General features: G+C 34.4%; 18 protein-coding genes and 1 pseudogene. 16 read left to right on the top strand and 3 right to left on the bottom strand.

Annotated features, from left to right (window positions below; translation table 11 throughout):
* Positions 1 to 13: 13 nt before the first annotated feature.
* Together V6M85_RS09595 and V6M85_RS09590 are read left to right on the top strand one after the other, a co-directional pair.
* Positions 14 to 613: a sulfite oxidase-like oxidoreductase gene (locus V6M85_RS09595; RefSeq protein WP_338599265.1), complete on the top strand. Its 600-nt coding sequence runs from the start codon at positions 14 to 16 to the stop codon at positions 611 to 613.
* A complete protein-coding gene (locus V6M85_RS09590) occupies positions 610 to 990 on the top strand; it encodes a GIY-YIG nuclease family protein (RefSeq protein WP_338599263.1) in 381 nt (126 codons plus the stop codon). The genes V6M85_RS09595 and V6M85_RS09590 overlap by 4 nt, the downstream gene beginning before the upstream one ends.
* On the opposite strand, the gene V6M85_RS09585 is transcribed toward V6M85_RS09590, so the two are convergent.
* Complete coding sequence (locus V6M85_RS09585; protein ID WP_338599260.1) at positions 979 to 1365, bottom strand: phosphate-starvation-inducible PsiE family protein; 387 nt, start codon at positions 1363 to 1365, stop codon at positions 979 to 981. The two genes, V6M85_RS09590 and V6M85_RS09585, sit on opposite strands and share 12 nt — an antisense overlap.
* Before the next feature lie 37 nt (positions 1366 to 1402).
* Here V6M85_RS09585 and V6M85_RS09580 point away from each other — a divergent pair, with 37 nt between their 5' ends.
* The 6 genes from V6M85_RS09580 (at position 1403) to V6M85_RS09555 (ending at position 8815) form a co-directional block, all read left to right on the top strand.
* Entirely contained in the window at positions 1403 to 2590 is a 1188-nt protein-coding gene (locus V6M85_RS09580; RefSeq protein WP_338599257.1) for a mandelate racemase/muconate lactonizing enzyme family protein, read from the top strand.
* A gap of 1 nt (position 2591) precedes the next feature.
* Positions 2592 to 3476 (top strand): bifunctional 2-dehydro-3-deoxy-phosphogluconate/2-dehydro-3-deoxy-6-phosphogalactonate aldolase, encoded by an 885-nt coding sequence (locus V6M85_RS09575; protein ID WP_338599254.1) that lies wholly within the window; start codon positions 2592 to 2594, stop codon positions 3474 to 3476.
* A gap of 9 nt (positions 3477 to 3485) precedes the next feature.
* The gene (gene kdgK, locus V6M85_RS09570; protein ID WP_338599251.1) at positions 3486 to 4421 is read left to right on the top strand and encodes a bifunctional 2-dehydro-3-deoxygluconokinase/2-dehydro-3-deoxygalactonokinase; all 936 of its coding nucleotides are present in this window, start codon (positions 3486 to 3488) and stop codon (positions 4419 to 4421) included.
* 38 nt (positions 4422 to 4459) lie between these two features.
* Entirely contained in the window at positions 4460 to 5989 is a 1530-nt protein-coding gene (gene gapN, locus V6M85_RS09565) for an NADP-dependent glyceraldehyde-3-phosphate dehydrogenase (protein ID WP_338599248.1), read from the top strand.
* Between the two features lie 48 nt (positions 5990 to 6037).
* The gene (locus V6M85_RS09560) at positions 6038 to 6967 is read left to right on the top strand and encodes a sodium:calcium antiporter (RefSeq protein WP_338599246.1); all 930 of its coding nucleotides are present in this window, start codon (positions 6038 to 6040) and stop codon (positions 6965 to 6967) included.
* Positions 6968 to 7045: 78 nt separating this feature from the next.
* Positions 7046 to 8815, top strand: a complete 1770-nt coding sequence (locus V6M85_RS09555) for a molybdopterin-dependent oxidoreductase (protein WP_338599244.1) — start codon at positions 7046 to 7048, stop codon at positions 8813 to 8815.
* A gap of 45 nt (positions 8816 to 8860) precedes the next feature.
* Here V6M85_RS09555 and V6M85_RS09550 read toward each other — a convergent pair whose 3' ends face one another.
* Complete coding sequence (locus V6M85_RS09550) at positions 8861 to 10408, bottom strand: APC family permease (RefSeq protein ID WP_338599242.1); 1548 nt, start codon at positions 10406 to 10408, stop codon at positions 8861 to 8863.
* Positions 10409 to 10639: 231 nt separating this feature from the next.
* Between V6M85_RS09550 and V6M85_RS09545 the strand changes: the two genes are divergently transcribed.
* The 8 genes and pseudogenes from V6M85_RS09545 (at position 10640) to V6M85_RS09510 (ending at position 16683) form a co-directional block, all read left to right on the top strand.
* The gene (locus tag V6M85_RS09545) at positions 10640 to 11029 is read left to right on the top strand and encodes a winged helix-turn-helix domain-containing protein (RefSeq protein ID WP_338599239.1); all 390 of its coding nucleotides are present in this window, start codon (positions 10640 to 10642) and stop codon (positions 11027 to 11029) included.
* A gap of 41 nt (positions 11030 to 11070) precedes the next feature.
* Positions 11071 to 11973, top strand: coding sequence for a glycolate dehydrogenase (locus V6M85_RS09540; RefSeq protein ID WP_338599236.1), 903 nt, complete (start codon positions 11071 to 11073; stop codon positions 11971 to 11973).
* A complete protein-coding gene (locus tag V6M85_RS09535; protein WP_338599234.1) occupies positions 11966 to 12457 on the top strand; it encodes a DUF2299 domain-containing protein in 492 nt (163 codons plus the stop codon). Before V6M85_RS09540 ends, V6M85_RS09535 begins: the two co-directional genes overlap by 8 nt.
* A 37-nt stretch (positions 12458 to 12494) precedes the next feature.
* Positions 12495 to 12812, top strand: coding sequence for a hypothetical protein (locus tag V6M85_RS09530; protein ID WP_338599232.1), 318 nt, complete (start codon positions 12495 to 12497; stop codon positions 12810 to 12812).
* Between the two features lie 194 nt (positions 12813 to 13006).
* On the top strand, positions 13007 to 14410 hold the full coding sequence (locus V6M85_RS09525) for an APC family permease (RefSeq protein WP_338599229.1): 1404 nt from the start codon (positions 13007 to 13009) through the stop codon (positions 14408 to 14410).
* Between the two features lie 98 nt (positions 14411 to 14508).
* A pseudogene (locus V6M85_RS09520) lies at positions 14509 to 14902 on the top strand (universal stress protein).
* 51 nt (positions 14903 to 14953) lie between these two features.
* A complete protein-coding gene (locus V6M85_RS09515) occupies positions 14954 to 15916 on the top strand; it encodes an ATP-binding cassette domain-containing protein (RefSeq protein WP_338599226.1) in 963 nt (320 codons plus the stop codon).
* Positions 15913 to 16683: an ABC transporter permease gene (locus V6M85_RS09510; RefSeq protein ID WP_338599223.1), complete on the top strand. Its 771-nt coding sequence runs from the start codon at positions 15913 to 15915 to the stop codon at positions 16681 to 16683. The genes V6M85_RS09515 and V6M85_RS09510 overlap by 4 nt, the downstream gene beginning before the upstream one ends.
* Here V6M85_RS09510 and V6M85_RS09505 read toward each other — a convergent pair.
* A complete protein-coding gene (locus tag V6M85_RS09505; protein ID WP_338599220.1) occupies positions 16680 to 18590 on the bottom strand; it encodes a protein kinase domain-containing protein in 1911 nt (636 codons plus the stop codon). The two genes, V6M85_RS09510 and V6M85_RS09505, sit on opposite strands and share 4 nt — an antisense overlap.
* Positions 18591 to 18609: the final 19 nt, after the last annotated feature.

Below are 18609 nucleotides of genomic sequence, written 5' to 3'. Positions count from 1 at the left end.
CTAATATCTTATTATGCAAGAAGTTCAGAAACCACCAAATCAAAAATATATAAAGAACTTTATTATTTATGCTGAGTTTGGAATCCCAGAGGTTAACTTAGAAACATATAGGTTTAAGGTTAGTGGAGAAGTTCAGAAACCGCTCTCATTCACTTATGAAGAATTATTGAAATTACCTAGGAAGGAAATAGTAGAGGATTTTCATTGCGTTACTGGCTGGTCTGTCAAAAGTGTGAAATGGGAGGGAATTCCATTTAAATTGTTAGTAGAAATGGCAGGCGTTAAAGAAGGAGTAAACTGGGTGATGTTTTATAGTTTAGATGGATATACGACAATTGTGCCATATGAAGATTTATTAAAAGATAACGTTATCATAGCGTTATTTATGAATGGAGAAAAAATACCTTTAAAACACGGTTTTCCTGCTAGGCCTATCATTCCTCATTTATATGCGTGGAAAAGTGCAAAATGGTTGACTGAAGTTGAATTCTTAAAAGACTACGTTGACGGTTATTGGGAAGAAAGAGGATATCATGAGAGAGGAAACGTTTGGGAAGAAGAGAGATTTAAAGGTCAAGGCGGAAAGCACTTAAGAAGAAGACCAGTAATATGAGACAACAGAAGAGCTATATTTTACTTATACGTTGCAATAAAGATGTTAAAATAAGGACTAAGAGTAATAAAATTTTTCTTATAAAGAGAGGGATTTACGCGTATGTGGGCTCTTGTGGAAAATATTGTAATAGAAGAATAGAAAGGCATCTGTCTAAAATAAAGAATAAGTTTCACTGGCATATCGATTTCTTAACCAGTAATAGTGATTGTGAGACAATAGCAGTTTTAATTCTGAATAGAGAAGAAAAAGAAGTAGCCTCTGCTTTGTTCCTGCATATGCATGATTACATTAAGGATTTTGGATCTAGTGATGATAGGGAAAATTTATCTCATTTATTTCTAGTTGATGATTTACGTAAATTGTTATTTATTTGATATAAATCTTGAGAAAGCTAATATGCCAACTATTCCTGCAAGGATAAGTAATTTGGTCACATCATAACTTTCAGAAAATAACTCAAGGATAATCTCTCTAACGAAGAAGGAAATACCTGCATCTATAACGTTTGTTATACTTCTTTCTTTCCCTAAAAGATAATTATTAATTGCGATATAAAGTTCTATAATAACTAGGATTAGTAAAGGTCCAGTTATTGTTGTATTAGTTAATGTTGATATATTATGGGCAATTACGCTAGTCACAATATCGTATATTGTTACTACTATTTCGACTCCTATACCAAATAATAAAATAGCTCTTATAATATAGCCTATAATTTTTATTATATCCTTGTCACTAATATTTCGCATCTCTCAAGTTTATATTTTTCTCCCCAAAATATAGCTTATGAAGATAAGAGAAGTAGAACCGATAGTACTTACCTCTAAAGAGAAAGGCAGTGCAACTTGGGCTTCTACAATGATAGTTGTAAGAGTTATAACTGAAAATGGAGCCGTAGGTTATGGCGAAGCAGTACCCACGTTAAGAGTTATATCAGTATATAATGCAATTAAGCAAGTGGCTAAGGGTTATATAGGAAGAGAAGTAGAGGAAGTTGAAAAGAATTACCACGAGTGGTATAAGCAGGATTTCTATCTAGCTAGATCTTTCGAGTCAGCTACAGCAACCAGTGCTATTGATATTGCATCATGGGATATAATAGGAAAAGAGCTAGGTGCTCCAATTTACAAATTACTAGGTGGAAAGGTTAGAGATAAAGTTCCAGTATATGCTAATGGTTGGTATCAAGATTGTGTAACTCCAGAGGATTTTGCAGAGAAGGCTAAGGAAGTAGTAAAGAAGGGTTATAGAGCTTTGAAGTTCGATCCATTTGGTCCGTATTATGATTGGATAGACGAAAAGGGATTAGTAGAAGCCGAGGAAAGAGTAAAGGCTGTTAGAGAAGCCGTCGGTGATAACGTTGATATTTTGATAGAGCATCATGGCAGATTCAACGCTAACTCCGCAATTATGATAGCTAAAAGATTAGAAAAATACAATCCAGGATTTATGGAAGAGCCAGTTCATCATGAAGATGTAATTGGACTAAAGAAGTATAAGAGTCGTACCTCTCTAAGAGTCGCGTTAGGTGAGAGACTGATAAGCGAAAAAGAGGCGTCATTTTATATTGAGGAAGGGTTAGTGGATATCTTACAACCAGATTTAACTAATATAGGTGGTGTAACAGTAACTAAAAACGTTATAAAAATAGCCGAAGCTAGTGACGTAGAAGTAGCGTTTCATAACGCATTTGGTTCAATTCAAAATGCTGTGTCGATTCAAGTAAGTGCAGTAACACAGAATTTATACTTACTTGAAAACTTTTACGATTGGTTCCCTCAATGGAAAAGGGACTTAGTATATAATGAGACTCCAGTTGAATCAAGTCACGTTAAAGTACCAGATAAGCCCGGAATAGGAGTATCAATTAACGAGAAGCTAATAGAAGAGTTGCGAGCTGAACCAATTCCATTAGAAGTATTGGAAGAACCAGTTTGGGTAGTTAAAGGGACCTGGAAGAGATACGGTGTGTGAGATGGCAGAGATAATAACTCCTATAATTACTCCCTTTACTAAGGATAACAGAATAGATAAGGAAAAATTGAAGATTCATGCCGAGAATCTAATTAAAAAGGGAATAGATAAAATATTTGTAAATGGTACTACTGGTTTAGGCCCATCTCTGTCTCCAGAGGAGAAATTAGAGAATCTAAAAGTAGTGTATGATATTACAAATAGGATAATATTTCAAGTTGGTGGGCTTAATCTAGAAGAGTCAATAAAACTAGCGAAATTAAGTAAAGACTACGATATTGTGGGGATAGCATCATACGCTCCTTATTACTATCCTAGAATGCCAGAGAAACATTTAGTTAAATATTTTAAAACATTATGCGAAATTTCTCCACATCCAGTTTATCTATATAATTATCCCTCAGCTACAGGGAAAGATATAGATGCTAAGATAGCTAAAGAGATAGGTTGTTTAGTAGGAGTTAAAGATACTATAGAAAATATAATACATACGCTTGACTATAAACGTCTTAATCCTAACATGAAAGTTTATAGTGGTTCAGATATGTTAATTACAACTGTAATCTCTACTGGGTTAGATGGAAGTGTTGCAGCAGGGTCCAATTACCTGCCAGAAGTTACGGTTGCCATAAAGAAATTGGCCATGGAAAAGAGAATAGATGAAGCATTAAAGTTACAATTCTTGCATGATGAGGTAATAGAGGCTTCCAGAATATTCGGTAGCCTATCTTCAAATTACGTTCTAACTAAATATTTCCAAGGTTATGATTTAGGTTATCCCAGACCTCCAATATTCCCATTGGACAGCGAGGAGGAAAAGCAACTTATTAGCAAGGTGGAAGGTATTAAAGCCAAGCTTATAGAGCTTAAAATACTGAAACAATAATATAACCCTATGGTTGATATAGTAGCTTTAGGAGAGCCCCTAATTCAATTCAATTCTTTTACCCCTGGACCTCTAAGGTTTGTTAACTATTTCGAGAAGCATATAGCTGGTTCTGAACTTAATTTCTGTATAGCGGTTATTAGGAATCATTTGACATGTGGTATAATAGCCAGAGTAGGGAATGATGAATTTGGTAGAAACATTATAGAATACTCTAGAGCTCAAGGTATAGACACTACACATATTAAGATTGATGACTCATTCACTGGAATATATTTCATACAGAGAGGTTATCCAATACCCATGAAAAGTGAGTTGATATATTATAGAAAAGGAAGCGCTGGAAGTAAATTATCACCGGAAGATGTAGATGAGAGTTATATTAAAAGCTCTAAACTAGTTCATTCAACTGGAATCACTTTAGCCATAAGTGATAGTGCAAAGGATGCTGTGATTAAAGCTTTCGAATTAGCTAGATCTAGAAGCTTCGATACAAATATTAGACCTAAACTCTGGTCTGCAGAGAAGGCTAAGGAAACTATCTTGGGCATTTTAAGGAAGTATGATATAGAGGTTTTAATTACAGATCCAGATGACACTAAGATCTTATTGGGTATCACAGATCCAGATGAGGCATATAGGAAGTATAAGGAACTGGGCGTAAATGTATTATTATATAAATTAGGCGCTAGAGGCGCTGTCGCTTATCATGACGGAACTAAAGCCTTTAAAGAGGCGTACAAAGTTCCCGTTGAAGATCCAACAGGTGCAGGCGATGCTATGGCAGGTACGTTCGTTTCTTTGTATCTTCAAGGAAAAAGTATAGAATACTCTCTTGAGCATGGAATAGTAGCGTCTACGTTAGTTATAACTGTAAGGGGAGATAACGAGATGACACCTACACCGGAGGATGCCGATAGATTTTTAAATGAATTTAAAACGTAAAGCTCAATCTTAAAATTTTTCACTGGCAGTTTTATATTATGGAGAAAACTTCATTGACGATTAAATCAAAGGAACTTACGGAGATATATGAAATAAAGGACGGAATTCCATACTTTAAAGTCTATTTAGCTGGTCAATGGATTGGTGGAGATGAATGGCAGGATGTTGTAAGTCCAATTGACTTAAATGTAATAGCTAAATTCCCTAAGTTAAATTGGAATCAAATGGATAATACTATAGATCATATTTATAGAAAAGGAAGGTGGAGTATACGAGATACACCGGGTGAAAAAAGGCTAGAGATCTATAAGAGAATGGCTTCACTAATAGACAAATTTAAGGAAGATTTCATTAATGCTTTGATGATAAATAATGGTAAAACTAGATCTGCATCAGAAGGTGAAGTAAAAGCGTCAATTGAAAGGTTACAACGCGCTGATTTAGATGTAAAGGAAACCAGAGGAGATTATGTACCCGGTGATTGGAGTTCAGAAACGTTAGAAACTGAGGCGATTGTAAGGAAAGAGCCTGTAGGAGTTGTTCTTTCCATTGTTCCATTTAATTACCCTCTCTTTGATACCGTAAATAAGATAGTATACACTACAGTAATTGGAAACGCAATTATAATTAAACCTCCTTCATCTACACCAATTCCTATTTTGATGTTAGCAAAAGTAATGGAGTTAGCGGGATTCCCAAGAGACGCATTTGCAATACTTACGGTTCCAGGTAGGGAGATGAATAAAGTCGTTGGGGATAAAAGGATTCAGGCAATATCTTTAACTGGAAGTACAGAAACTGGAGAGGAGGTAATAAGGAATGCCGGAATTAAGCAGTTTATCATGGAATTAGGTGGAGGAGATCCAGCGATAGTATTAAGTGACGCAGACTTAGGTTGGGCAGCACAAAGAATAGCTAATGGTATAATAAGTTATACCGGACAGAGATGTGATTCAGTTAAGCTAGTTATAGTTGAGGAAGAAGTTTATGATACCTTAAAGGATCTATTAGTAAAGGAGTTGATGAAATCGGTAAAGGTCGGTGATCCCAGAGATCCGTCAACAACTGTTGGCCCAGTTATAGATACGAAAACTGCTGACGAATGGGAAAAAGCAATAAAGGATGCTGTAGAGAAAGGCGGTAAAGTACTATTTGGAGGCAAAAGAATTGGTCCTACTTATATAGAGCCAGCTCTAATTGAAGCACCTAGGGAGACGCTTAAAGAAATGTATTTGTATAACAAGGAGGTGTTTGCATCAGTAGCACTTTTGATAAAGGTTAAGAATATAGACGAGGCTATAGAGATATCCAATAATAGAAGATATGGGCTAGATGCTGCAATATTTGGAAAAGATATTAACAAAATAAGAAAGCTTCAAAGGTTCTTGGAAGTTGGTGCGATTTACATTAACGACTATCCTAGACACGGAATAGGTTACTTCCCGTTTGGAGGTAGGAAGGATTCCGGAATAGGAAGAGAAGGAATAGGTTATACTATACAATATGTAACGGCTTACAAATCAATAGTCTATAATTATAAAGGGAAAGGTATATGGGAATACTTGTAATTTTTTAATTACAGCTTATAGGGAACTAAAACATAAATTTTTATTAGGTTGATCTGGTTATTAATATTACAATTAATTGCTCTGATTATCTTGATTAGTGTATCAGCCAGTTTAATGGCTAGAGGCACGGAAGAATTAGAAAAAACTTTTGGCAAAGGGATAGCAGGAGGGTTAATATTAGGCTTCATTAACTCTTTACCAGAAACAATAATAGTTCTTTTCGCAGTGCTTAACGGTTCTTATGATATTGCGTTAGGATCTGCTTTAGGAGGTAATATTTTGTTATTTACTTTAGGAATAGGGTTTGTTTCTATTCTTTATTACGCAAAATATAAATCTGGTACGATCAGTTTAGATAAGGACATAAATATAGAGTATAACTCGTTTTTAATGGCACTTGTAATTTTTATTGTTGCAATTATATACGGTAGATTAAATTATTATATAGCAATCTTTCTATTATCTCCCTATGTGTACTACGTTTATAGGAGATACAAAAACTATAGAAGCGAAATAAAAATTGGTGGGAACACAATAAGGGGATTAACCTATGTTCTAGCTGGTGGTCTACCTTTAATCTTCATTTCTAAGTATTTTATTACAACTATAATTGATGTAGCAACAATTTTTAAAATGTCACCCATATTATTGGCTGTGTTAATAACTCCTATTGCAGCAGAGTTAGAGGAAAATCTAACCGCAATAAAGCTTATATTAGACTCTCCTTCAAGTGCTACTACAGCTTTAATGAATTTTATCGGAAGTAAGTTAGAGAACATGACTCTCCTTTTAAGTATAATAGGACTTTCACAGACAATTAGCCTCAGACCATCTTTATTATATTTACTGTTAATAGTAGCTGTAAGTGTGTTAACTCTAGGAATAATAAGGGATAGAAATATAAAGATAAATGAGGGGCTTTCACTATTTGGAATTTATGCACTTTCGGTAGCTATTTTGCTTAGATTTTCAGCTTAAAGGAATATCCTCATCTTTCAGCTACGGTCGCTCTCTTCACTTAATTTTTTAATTTTAGATTTCACCTTATAAAATATTATGGTTCATGCTTGCACACGAGACTGCTATGATACTTGTATATTTGACGATAATCATACACCTCTTAACATATTTCCCATTAATGGGTTTACGTGCTCTAGAGGAATAGCTGATCTAAAACGAAACTACATGAATAGAATAGATACTGCTTATATAGAAGGAAAGCCGGTTAGTATTGAGCAAGCATTAGATTTAATTGCTAATGAGATAAGGAAGAGGAGAAAAGAGGAAATCCTTCATGTAGATTACGACGGTAATCAAGGCCTATTAACATGGTATTTTCCTGCAAGACTGTGGAATGTCATGGGAACTGCGTCAACTGACTATTCAATTTGCAGTTCTGAGGGGCATGAAGCCATTAAACTCCATTATGGTAGTTCTGTTGGCGCTTTCCCAGAGGATTTTCTGAAATTTGAGTCTTTTGTAATATGGGGGAGCGAATCTGCATTTAGTTTCATTCACGGATGGAATTTAATTAAAGATAAGTTTAAGATAACTATAGATGTAAGGCTGTCAGAGACCGCAAAAAGAAGTGATAAGAGATATATTGTAAAGCCCGGTAGTGATGCGTATCTAGCAATAGGTATCATGAAAAAACTATTTGAGAAGAACTGGGCAAATACATCGCTCTTAGATGAACCAACTAAACTGAAAGAATACGTCTTTTCGTTTAAAGATGATGAGATAGAAGAAAATACTGGCTTATCTAAATCTCAGATTGAGGAATTGGCTGAAATCTATTATGAGAGGAGACCATTAACCATAATTGGGTTTGCATTAGGTAGAAGTTTAAATGGTGGAGACGCAATTTCGTTAATCTCTCTTATACCTGCACTACTTGGAATGAGAAGAGGATTCTATTATTCAAATTCTCAAGGACTTGGGATAGATTTTCGGTACCTAAGGGGTCTTCATAAGTATTCTCCTTCAAGGATTGTAGGCATGGCAGATGTAGGAAAGGAAGTGGAAGAAGGTAAGATAACTTTTATGTTTGTCTGGAATTCTAATCCCTTACACTCTTTACCCATGTCTGATAGGATACAGGAAGCCGTAAAAGAAGGTAAATTATTCTTGGTGGTTCATGATCCTTTCTGGTCTGAGACTGCAAAAATTGCTAATGTGGTTTTGCCGGCTCCGACATATCTTGAAAAAGAGGATATAGTATACAGTTATTGGCATAATTATCTTGTATATAATAGGCCCATTTTACCTAAGATAGGGATAACAGAGATTGAGTTAATGAGAAAACTAGCTAATAGATTGGAAATACTAGACGAAATATTGTATGAAAACGAATGGTTGGCGATAAGTAAAGCCACCAACGTTGACGTCGAAGAGTTAAAGATTAAGGGCTTTATAAAGGTGACTCCTAAATACCCTGATGGAAAGGTCAAAGTGGAACCCTTACCAAAGCAACTAGTAAAACCTAATGAATATGTTGTAGTCTTTTCATCTCATCCTAATTATACTAATAGTCAATTTAAGGAAGTTTATGGAAATAAAGCTACAGTCGTGTATAATTCCGAATATGAGGGAGTCGGTTTCTTACATACGAAATACGGAAAGGTTAAGGTTCTGTTTAAAAAAGATAGTTCCATGCAAAAAGGCGTATTATTCGTGTTTAAATCCTCATTATTTGATTTGAATGGTAAGCCATTTAATAGTATTATAGGTTTTACGAAGGGTAAATACGGTAACACCCCAATACTTAATACCGATTCTATAAGGATAATAAAGGAAATTGAAGTAGATAATAATAGTAGGGAGTAAAAACATATCTTTCTATTTTACTACGTTTAAAAATAAAAAATATCTTCACTCTGGCGGTATTTCCTTGAAAGCCAGATCTATGTCAATACCTTTTCTCTTATGTAAGATTTTTGAAACTACATATACTAGAGCGCTTCCTATCAAAGTCCCTACAACAAATACAGTTGTAATTACGTTTGGTCCACTAGATGTCATGAAGCCGAAATCTGGATTTGTCGCCGCAATATAGGTTAAGTAAGCGAAATATCCAGCCGATATTATGCCTGCTATAGGTAAGATTAAGTTTCTGTCTTTAATTCCAAATACGATTCCAGCTATGCTTACGATAAGGAAATACAAGCTACCTAATATTGTAGCTCCATATAATGATATTGCAGCACCTATGGAGAATACGGGCACCAATAAGAGTACCAATGTCAATGTGAGATCTAAAGCGTGAGCGTAGACTGGTGAACCATATTTATTCACTTGGCTAAATTTCTCTGGTAACACTCTATCAAAAGACAATGCGAATACGTATCTGGCGAAAACTATAACACCGTAAGCTAAGATATAAATATTCCATATGATTAAACCTAACCCAATTATCCATTGGAGAATTGGGTTCGATGACACTGCTATTGCAGCAGTCCAGAAGTTATATAGGAAAGTTGGATATGCTTGAAGATTAAAATTGTAGCCAGCGATAATGTCCATTTCAAGAAACGCTGCTGTTACTAAAACTCCAGTAATTATCAATGCTATAGGTAAATTCCACTTTATAGTATTCTTACCTTTAAATTCTGCAGCAACAGCTGGACCGGCTTGCATCCAAGGATATGTATATAGTGCGAAAAATGGCAACAAAAATAACGTTGCAGTCAACGATACTGATGTAGGTAATGCAGGCCCTCTTATCGAGGGAATTGTAACGTTTAAATTATTAGCGTTTATTAATGTAGAAATCTTAGAGTAGAAATCTCCAGAGTTAATAGCCAATACAATCATGGCTAGTACTAAGGTTAACATAGAGAATATGCCCAGTATTGATACCAGCCTATAACCCCATTTAGCTCTAAAAATGTTAAGTAGTATAATTATAACGAAAATTAATGCAGAAATTCCATATATTATCAAGCTCTGTTCAAATGTCGGCGTTACTGTATAAGGGTCAACTATAATATTATTTGCAATATTTAACAGTGCATTTGAGTGTTGGTATTCCCCAATTACAGTTAGTACAGTATTTATGGCAGAAGATGTAAAGAACGCAACTAACGCGAAATATGCAGTAGACTCAATCATTAGTGCCATAGCCATCGTAGAACCTAAGCCGCCATTTAAACTTCTCGAAATCCACACATAATCTCCACCGGTTCTTGGTATTTTCATACTTAAGAATACATAAATTAGCAGTTGAGGTATAGCGAATACAAAGCCTATTATTGATGCAAGCCATAGCACTCCTCCTGGTTGAATGTACGGCGAGATTGATTCAAACAGTGCTACTCCTGCTGACATATTACCAATATTGAGTGCAACCGCGTCTAACATGGATACGTTTTTTATTAATCCAGAAGTTTCCCTAACGAAAATTCTGTTTTTGTTACTCACACGCTATCTTATAAATCCCCATATTTAAATTTACTTGTCTGTTTAAAAGTATGAAACAATGTTCTGTCAATTTTTTACTTAGTTAAGTAAAAGCAAATATGTCTTCAGTGGTTAATAAATGTTGCTCCTAAAAATTTCGTAGACATATCGTTGACAACATGGAAAATTTTGGGATAAGAAATATATTATATGCCTCATTGCTACTATTAAATGTATTTAAGGCAGATATTGTTGCTAGTTATTAGTATATTCTTATTTCATATAGCGTTACTAATGTCAAAGCATCATAGCTATAGATCATTTAGTTGTCCTTTTCTTAGGGGTAATATATTTATTATTCCTTTAAGTTTAGATCCAAAATCCTCTTCGTCTTCATCCGATATTATTATAAATAGTAAATCTAGGTATAATTTAATTAAAGTTTTAGAATTTACAGCGAAATTTGAGAATGGAGCAAAAGTAGAAGACATATCTACTGCTTTGAACCTAAGTCGAAAAGTCGTTAGAACTCACTTAAATAAACTAGAGAAGTTTGGTCTAGTATCATGTTTCGAGGACAAATATAAAATAACTGATGAGGGAAAGAGAACATTAAATAAGATTAGGCTAAGTGGTTTCTGAATGTTGAAAACTATATATCTTTCCATGTTAATGTAAATCACATGAAAATTATATCAACAGAAAGGGTCCCTGATGAATGCAAAAATGTAATTCAAGTTAAAGATGAAAATCTGACAGATGAAGACTATAGAAGTGCTGAAATATTGTTAACTTGGCCAAGTAGAATTAATAAAGATTTAATAAGTAAGATGCCTCATCTTAAAGTGATACAGACTTTTTCTGCTGGAGTTGATGATTTAGACTTCTCTGTGGTTCCTCCTTACGTTAAGGTTTTCTCAAATGCTGGAGCGTATTCTCTTTCAGTGGCTGAGCATGCATGGGCTTTGATTTTGGCCTCAGCTAAAGGAGTGGGGACTAAAAAAAGAACGATTGTATATGACGTTTCTGAGAGAATATTGCTGATTTTGGGCGCTGGTGGTATTGGATCAGAGGTAGCACGAATAGGTAAGACAGCATTTAGGAATTATGTTATAGGAATTTCGAGATCCTTTAAAAAACCAGAGTGGTTTGATGAAAAACATAGTATGTCGATGCTTAAAGAGAAAATTAATGAAGCTGACATAATAGTAGATACGTTACCCTTAAACAAGCAAACTAGGAATCTATTGAGCTATGACCTCTTAAAAAATGTAAAAAGAAATGCAATAATTGTCAATGTGGGAAGAGGTGAAACTGTAGATGAGGAAGGGATCTATAAATTACTTAAAGAGAGGCCCGATGTTAGATTTGCAACAGACGTTTTTTGGAGGAAGAATGGTAAAGAGGAATTCTATAATACTAAGTTGTGGGAACTGGAGAATTTTACTGGAACTTTACATACTGCTGGGGCTTATGGTAATGAGAATATAATGAAGCGAGCAATGTTTATAGCATGCTTAAATGTGAAAAAATATATAGATAAGGGAAATGCTGAAAATGAAGTAAAGAGGGAAGATTATGTTTGATAGATCAATGGATAGGCAAATAGAGGAGTGGTTAAAGGAATTGGGATTAACTACTAGTAGACCTCCTCAAGCTAAGGAGTTCTTTCACATAGTAGCCTCTCCACCTCAAGGAGGTCCTACAATTAGCATAGTAAGAGTTAGTGATAGTTCAAAATTTTACGTAATAGCTATGGGGATAGGAATACATCCATCTCACGTTAGTGCATTAATGTCATTAAATAGAGAGGAAAGAATTAAATTCGTAATTGATTTACAACTAGAAGCTTTACGTTATGGTGTGGATTTCATAGCATTACCTCCAAATCAAGAAGTCCCTAATGTAATTCAAGTTTCTAAACCTCTTTTCATGGAAGGATTATCTGCAAATGATTTTATGAATACTTTATTAAATGTGAGAAATGCGGGAGTTAGTATCATGTTGAAATTTACACAAAAATTTGGTCCTTATGAACCTCAACAACAAACTTCCTTAAAATACACATAAGAATTTTTATTCTACTATGTGATTTAGATTATCACGTATGGATGATGTTAAAAATGTTTTATGGAAAGTTGTAAATAATGAGGCACCCCTTGTTGAGGATGATATAAAATTATACCATATTAAGGAAGGTATTCTAACCGATGATGATTTTAAAAAATGGAGAGAAGCTGTTAGGTTGCTTAGAGAAGCATATTACAATTCGTATAAAAATAAGAGAGAAGCTATTGAAAAAGTTAAGCAGTCCTTGGATCTTATAAATTCTATTAACCCTAAAAAACCAATGCCACCAGAAATGAAAATACGATTCGAAGATTTAAAGAAAAATCTAGAGTTAATTTTGAAAACAAATAAGTAGTTTTTCTTTTAACAGCCTTTTATAAAGCATAGAGATTAAAGTATCGACCCTTAATGTAAATACTTTTAATATAACCTTTAAGCTCATTTTTAAAATTTTCAAGGGAATGTCTTTTAAGCTTTTATGAAATCCCTCATCTTAATTTAGGGAAATTTTTTAAACTTTTAGGACAGTAAAGCTTAAAGGGAGATACAATGGAGCTTAGGAAAGCTGTTTTATCATTTAAGGAAAATTACGCGCAAGCAATGGCAGTTACTGCACCCCTTGGTAGTGTAGTGTCAACAACTACTGCAGCAATAATGTATGCGGGTTCATCAGTAGTATTTACTACTTTTTTATCCCTAATAGCAAGCGCATTATGGATCTACACTTTATCCATGTATACTAGGAAATTAGCAAGCGCGGGAGGATATTACAACTTTAATTATGGGGCTTGGAGAAGTAAGAAATTGGCCTTTCTAGAAGCTCTTACAGAAATGGTGGCGTATACTCTTCTTAATGTCGTTAATGTAATTTCAATATACCTCATCCTTTCTACTTCCTTTAACGTATTAGGGATATCAATTCCATCTTGGCTACTATACGCAATTATTATTTTCAGCATAATTTACCCCACGTTGATTTCACTTACGCACGTTAAGAAATTGTTAGGTTACGTTGTAACTATTAGTGCAACCGCGGAAGCTGTTCTTCTTATTTCATTGTTCGTTTTATCCTTAAGTAAAGGCGTTCATTTTGATTACTTTATCCCTAAGTTTAAGAGTCTAGGTGATTTAGCTACAGCATTTGTGTTAACGACTGTGAGTATTTCGGGTGCTGGAGCAGCCACTTACTTAGGCGAGGAAACTAAAAATCCCCATGAAAACGTGACTAAAGGAATGTGGCTAGCACTAATCATAGGAGGCGTATCTATGTTTTTAGGAACCTATGCCATGATAGTATTATGGCCAGGTACGATAGCTAGTCTATCTCAATCCAACCAACCTTTGTTCGTAGAGATGGCGAAATATGGAGCTATATCACTTTATGTTGCAATAATATTGTCTCTTAATAGCCTATTAACGTCGAATATAGGAACAACCGTAGGAGCAGCTAGGATTCTGTTTAATTTAGCTAGAGAGAAAGCTGCACCATCAATTTTCTTGAATGTGAATGATAGTGGCGAACCGATAATTGCGACTGTATTAATTGGAGCCTCGACTGCATCAGTAACAGTACTTTCAGTTATGACCTTGGGCATTAGTACAGCTTTTACTGAGGTTGCAGCAGTGGAAGGCGTGCTTTGGCTTTTAGGAAGAATACTAGATGGCTTCGGTGCTCCCGTGTTCTATTGGAGAATAAATGATCTGAAAATAACTTATATCCTAATACCTATTATAGCAACTTTAATAAACTCGTGGGGAGATATTCAATCAATATTGGGGATGGATAGTATACAACTCATAATGATGATTATATTTGGCGTTATTGTAGTAGTATGGTATTTGTTGAAAGCTAGAAAAGGATTTCCTGGAACGCTAGTAGTTGATGAGAATAATCAAGTTATGACTATAGAGGAGTACCTTAAGAAAATTGAAAAACATGCTACTATTAGATAGTTTCTTAATATTCACATGCCTCTTATGACTTATTTTTATAAAATTTTTAGTATTAGCGATAGAAATTTTTAAAATGGCATACCTAGAGAATTATCTATATGAAAGTAGTTATAGCCTATGATGGATCAGACCAGTCAAAAAAGGCCTTATTTTTTCGCTTTAAATTTAATAAGAAAGGAAGATGAGATACATTTAGTTACTGTAGTAAAAGAAGCCCCTAGGAGTCCTGAGCAAGTAATAATTCAAAATGAGCAAAAAGCAAAGGAAATACAAAAGGAGGTTCTAAGTGAGTTAACTGATTATAAGGTTGTGCAAAAAATCCTTGAGAGTAATGACGTAGTTGACGCTTTAATACAGTACTGTAACAACATTGGTTGTAGCCTTATAGTAAGCGGTAGTAGAGGACTTACGGGAATTAAAAAAGCAGTATTAGGTAGTGTATCAAGCGCATTAGTTTCAAAATCTAATGTTCCTGTTCTGGTGGTGAAGTAATCGATATCGATATCGAAAAGTTTTTATTTTTTATAGCATATCTTTTTCCCAATGGAACTTGCAGTTTTTGTAAAAGATCTAACTAAAAATTATGGTGATATATTAGCTTTAGATCATATAAATTTTGAAGTTAGGCGGGGAGAAGTATTTGGACTTTTAGGACCAAATGGAGCAGGAAAAACAACTACAATAAAAATACTTACAGGGTTAACTAAGCCTACGAGCGGCAAAGCTTTGGTAGCAGGATATGACGTTATAAAGCAACCTTATGAGGTCAAGAAAAGAATAGGATGGATTGCAGCAGAGGTTGTTGTTGATGATGACTTAACTGCGTGGGAAAACCTAGAGCTTCAAGCTAAACTTGAAGGTATTAAGGATTGGAAAGATAAGGCTACTGATCTTTTAAAGTATTTTGGCATATATGAGTTCAAAGATAAGCAAGTAGGTAAATTCTCTACTGGTATGAGGAAAAAGTTAGAAATTTCTATGGCGTTACTTAATTCCCCTGAAGTAGTTTTTATGGATGAACCTACTATTGGATTAGATGTGAGTACTAGGAAAGCGTTATGGGATATAATACGACAAATAAATAAGGATTTTCAAGTTAGTGTACTTTTAACTACACACTACATGGAAGAGGCTGACATGTTGTGTGAGAGAATAGCAATTATAAATAAAGGCAAGATTGTGGCAATTGGAAGTCCTAATGAATTAAAAGAGAAATACGGAGTTGATGTTATTGAGATAGATTATGAGGGTACTCCAGATAAGAAAAAATTAGAAAAATTTGGTGAACTCTCTATTAATGATGGAAGGATAAGAATTAGAACGAAAAATGCTGAAAATATCGTTGCAGACGTACTAAGGCAGTTAAGCGATGTAAAAGTTAAAGCAGTAAGAGTAAATAAGACTAGTTTAGATACGGTTTTCCTAACCTTAACTGGAACTACGATAGAAGAAGGGGAATTTGATGCTAGAAGATTTTATATGACTATTAGGAGGGCTAGGAGATGATAGACAAAGTTTTAGCTCTTTATGAAAGAGAGATGAAGAGATTCTTCAGAAGCAGATATATGTGGATAATGATTTTAGCGCAACCAATAATGTGGATAATATTTTTTGGAAGTAGTTTCTCTCAAGTTCCAAGTGAGTTCTTGCAAACGTTTTTCCATACGAATGATTATATAGCTTTCATCGTGCCAGGTGAACTGTCAGTATCTATGATGATGGTTGGTTCTTTTAGTTCAATGAGTCTCATCCAAGATAAACGTCTTGGCTATCTAAGAAGAATATTGATAACCCCTACTAGAAAATCAGCTATATTTTATGCAAAAGTCTTAGGTGGGATGACTAGAGGTATAATTCAAGTTCCAATAATGATTCTAGTAAGTTTAGCATTAGGTGTTACATATAATATAGATTGGTTAGGGTTAATTGAATGGTTAATAGGACTCGTATTTTTAGGCGTGGGCTTTTCATCGGTTTATGCTATAATAACTACTAATACGTCAGATTGGCAGGCTCCAGGAGTTGTCTCTAACTTGCTAAATCTACCTCTTATGTTTTCTAGTACAGCACTATTTCCAGAAGAATTCTTCCCCTCATGGTTGAAGGCGATAAGTAATGTAAACCCGCTAACCTATTCCGCAGAACTTGGAAGAGACGCTTTACTTTATGCAGATCCTCCAGATCCTCTATATATATTATATCTAGTTGCGTTCGGCGTAATAATGTTAATATTGGGAAGTATTATAGTAGAAAAATATTTGACGGTAGATTAGATTTTTGAGCTAAAAAATTCCTTAACTTCTTTGCTTGTTGGTCTCCTATTGGGATCTGGGTCTACCATTCTCGTAATAAAAGACGAGGTATCTCTATCTACATATTTCCTTAATAAGCTCAAATTTCTGGCGCTATATAATGAATAATCTAAGTATTTTACATCTCTACTCACGTCAAATCTGTCCATTGCATCTATCATTTCTTTTGTATTTAGAGTTGACCCAGTTAGCAATTTATAGACTGTTGCACCTAGTTCATATATATCTGACATTGGTGAAACCCCACCAAATACAGTAGATTTGACTAGGTCAAATGAGGCGTACGCTGGAGTATAACTGAATGGTTTTTGACCAGCTCTAACTGAGGACCCAAGATCAGCTAACTTAACTACTATCTTATTAGCCCTTATGTTATCATAAGCCAATTTAGCATAGGGGGGAAGTTTTTCACTTAATAGTATATTTTGGGGTTTTATGTCACAATGAACGTAACCTTCAGAGTGTATTACCTCTAAAGCTTCAGAGATTTTACTCGTTGTAATGAATACAATTTTTCTCCAAAATTCGGACTGAACAATTTCTCTAACAGCTAATATATCGTTTATAGAGCCTCCCTTCATTAATTCAGTTACTAGCATTGGTGGCTTATTATAATAAATTTCAGCATTTCCTGAGATTATTTCCTTAACGTCGAGTTGGTCTGCATATATAGCATATAATTTAACTATATAAGGAGATTTATTGGATAATTCAATTAATTTTGATGATTCTCCAACTAGATCCATTATGTTATTTAAATACTTTGCTAGGGGTACTTTCAAGGCATAAAGATTACCGTCTTTCTCGCCCTTTAGTATGTAACTTGTACCACCTACACCTATTATATCCACTACTTTGTAATCATATAACTCTTTTCCCATCCAAATTCTAGGATCCCAGTTATTCAAATCCAATATTGGTTTAGTTTGCTCACAAGCTTTTTTAAAACCCTTTTTACATGCAAGGTCTAATAATTCATTCTTTTTACTTGATAGTAATGCTAAAGAGTATATCATTTCTGGGGTCATTTTATCAACGTACTTTTCAGCTAAGCTTCTCGCATTATTATTATTTATAATCAAATTGAAATCTTGTATATTATTTTGTGTTATTGCACACAATATTATCTTCTCTAGACAATTCTGTGGAATATATACCATATATTTTTTGTAAATTTCAATTGCCCCTTTACAATCGCTCTTTTGTATATTGCTACAGAGGCTCTCAGCAAGCTTAGAATCATGACTAATGCTAGGTTGTTGACTCTTTCCTATTGGGACTATGTTAAGTAAAATTAGGGCTACTCCTATAATTAACGGTACTGGGTTTATCGAGATGGGAAATAGGCTTGTAACACTATATAGTATTAATGGTAACCCTATTGGAAAAGCAAAATAAGAAATGTATTTTATCCCCTTATCCCTATTGGCCAACACTATAATTAGTGATGATATTCCAACTCCTGCCAAGGACATTAGAGACACTCCTAAGAAATATTCGTATATAAAATATAACAATATTAATATACCAATTATAGTATATATTGTGCCACCAATATTTCTCCTGGATGCTATTTGCGTTTCCACAATTGCACCTGCTATTAGTAATACTTTATTTAGAAGGGGCATTGGGGTAAATAGAGAAAGATAAAAGAGAATTACAGAAAAAGTTAAAGCGAAAGGTTTTTCTATCATAATTTTAGTTGTAAAAGTATAGGAAAGAGCGAAGAATCCAAAGAAAATTAATATAATATCCTCTATGGATTTTATTCCGATGATTGAGCCACTTTTGATGAGAGATAGAATTCCGTAAGGAATTGATACAAATCCCAGAAATCCTGCAACGTATTGAAGTACAGTAATTCTCATAGTGTTTATTATTTTAGCG

This window comes from Sulfolobus tengchongensis (assembly GCF_036967215.1).
Taxonomy (GTDB): domain Archaea; phylum Thermoproteota; class Thermoprotei_A; order Sulfolobales; family Sulfolobaceae; genus Saccharolobus; species Saccharolobus tengchongensis_A.
Note: the sequence above shows the minus strand (reverse complement) of the source record. Positions and strands in the feature narration are given on the sequence as shown.

Bases quoted from the DNA above. Each gene is read 5' to 3' on its own strand.
- V6M85_RS09595 (WP_338599265.1), top strand. From the start codon at position 14: ATGCAAGAAGTTCAGAAACCACCAAATCAAAAATATATAAAGAACTTT.
- V6M85_RS09590 (WP_338599263.1), top strand. From the start codon at position 610: ATGAGACAACAGAAGAGCTATATTTTACTTATACGTTGCAATAAAGAT.
- V6M85_RS09585 (WP_338599260.1), bottom strand. From the start codon at position 1,365: ATGCGAAATATTAGTGACAAGGATATAATAAAAATTATAGGCTATATT.
- V6M85_RS09580 (WP_338599257.1), top strand. From the start codon at position 1,403: ATGAAGATAAGAGAAGTAGAACCGATAGTACTTACCTCTAAAGAGAAA.
- V6M85_RS09575 (WP_338599254.1), top strand. From the start codon at position 2,592: ATGGCAGAGATAATAACTCCTATAATTACTCCCTTTACTAAGGATAAC.
- kdgK (WP_338599251.1), top strand. From the start codon at position 3,486: ATGGTTGATATAGTAGCTTTAGGAGAGCCCCTAATTCAATTCAATTCT.
- gapN (WP_338599248.1), top strand. From the start codon at position 4,460: ATGGAGAAAACTTCATTGACGATTAAATCAAAGGAACTTACGGAGATA.
- V6M85_RS09555 (WP_338599244.1), top strand. From the start codon at position 7,046: ATGGTTCATGCTTGCACACGAGACTGCTATGATACTTGTATATTTGAC.
- V6M85_RS09540 (WP_338599236.1), top strand. From the start codon at position 11,071: ATGAAAATTATATCAACAGAAAGGGTCCCTGATGAATGCAAAAATGTA.
- V6M85_RS09535 (WP_338599234.1), top strand. From the start codon at position 11,966: ATGTTTGATAGATCAATGGATAGGCAAATAGAGGAGTGGTTAAAGGAA.
- V6M85_RS09530 (WP_338599232.1), top strand. From the start codon at position 12,495: ATGGATGATGTTAAAAATGTTTTATGGAAAGTTGTAAATAATGAGGCA.
- V6M85_RS09525 (WP_338599229.1), top strand. From the start codon at position 13,007: ATGGAGCTTAGGAAAGCTGTTTTATCATTTAAGGAAAATTACGCGCAA.
- V6M85_RS09515 (WP_338599226.1), top strand. From the start codon at position 14,954: ATGGAACTTGCAGTTTTTGTAAAAGATCTAACTAAAAATTATGGTGAT.
- V6M85_RS09510 (WP_338599223.1), top strand. From the start codon at position 15,913: ATGATAGACAAAGTTTTAGCTCTTTATGAAAGAGAGATGAAGAGATTC.
- V6M85_RS09505 (WP_338599220.1), bottom strand. From the start codon at position 18,590: ATGAGAATTACTGTACTTCAATACGTTGCAGGATTTCTGGGATTTGTA.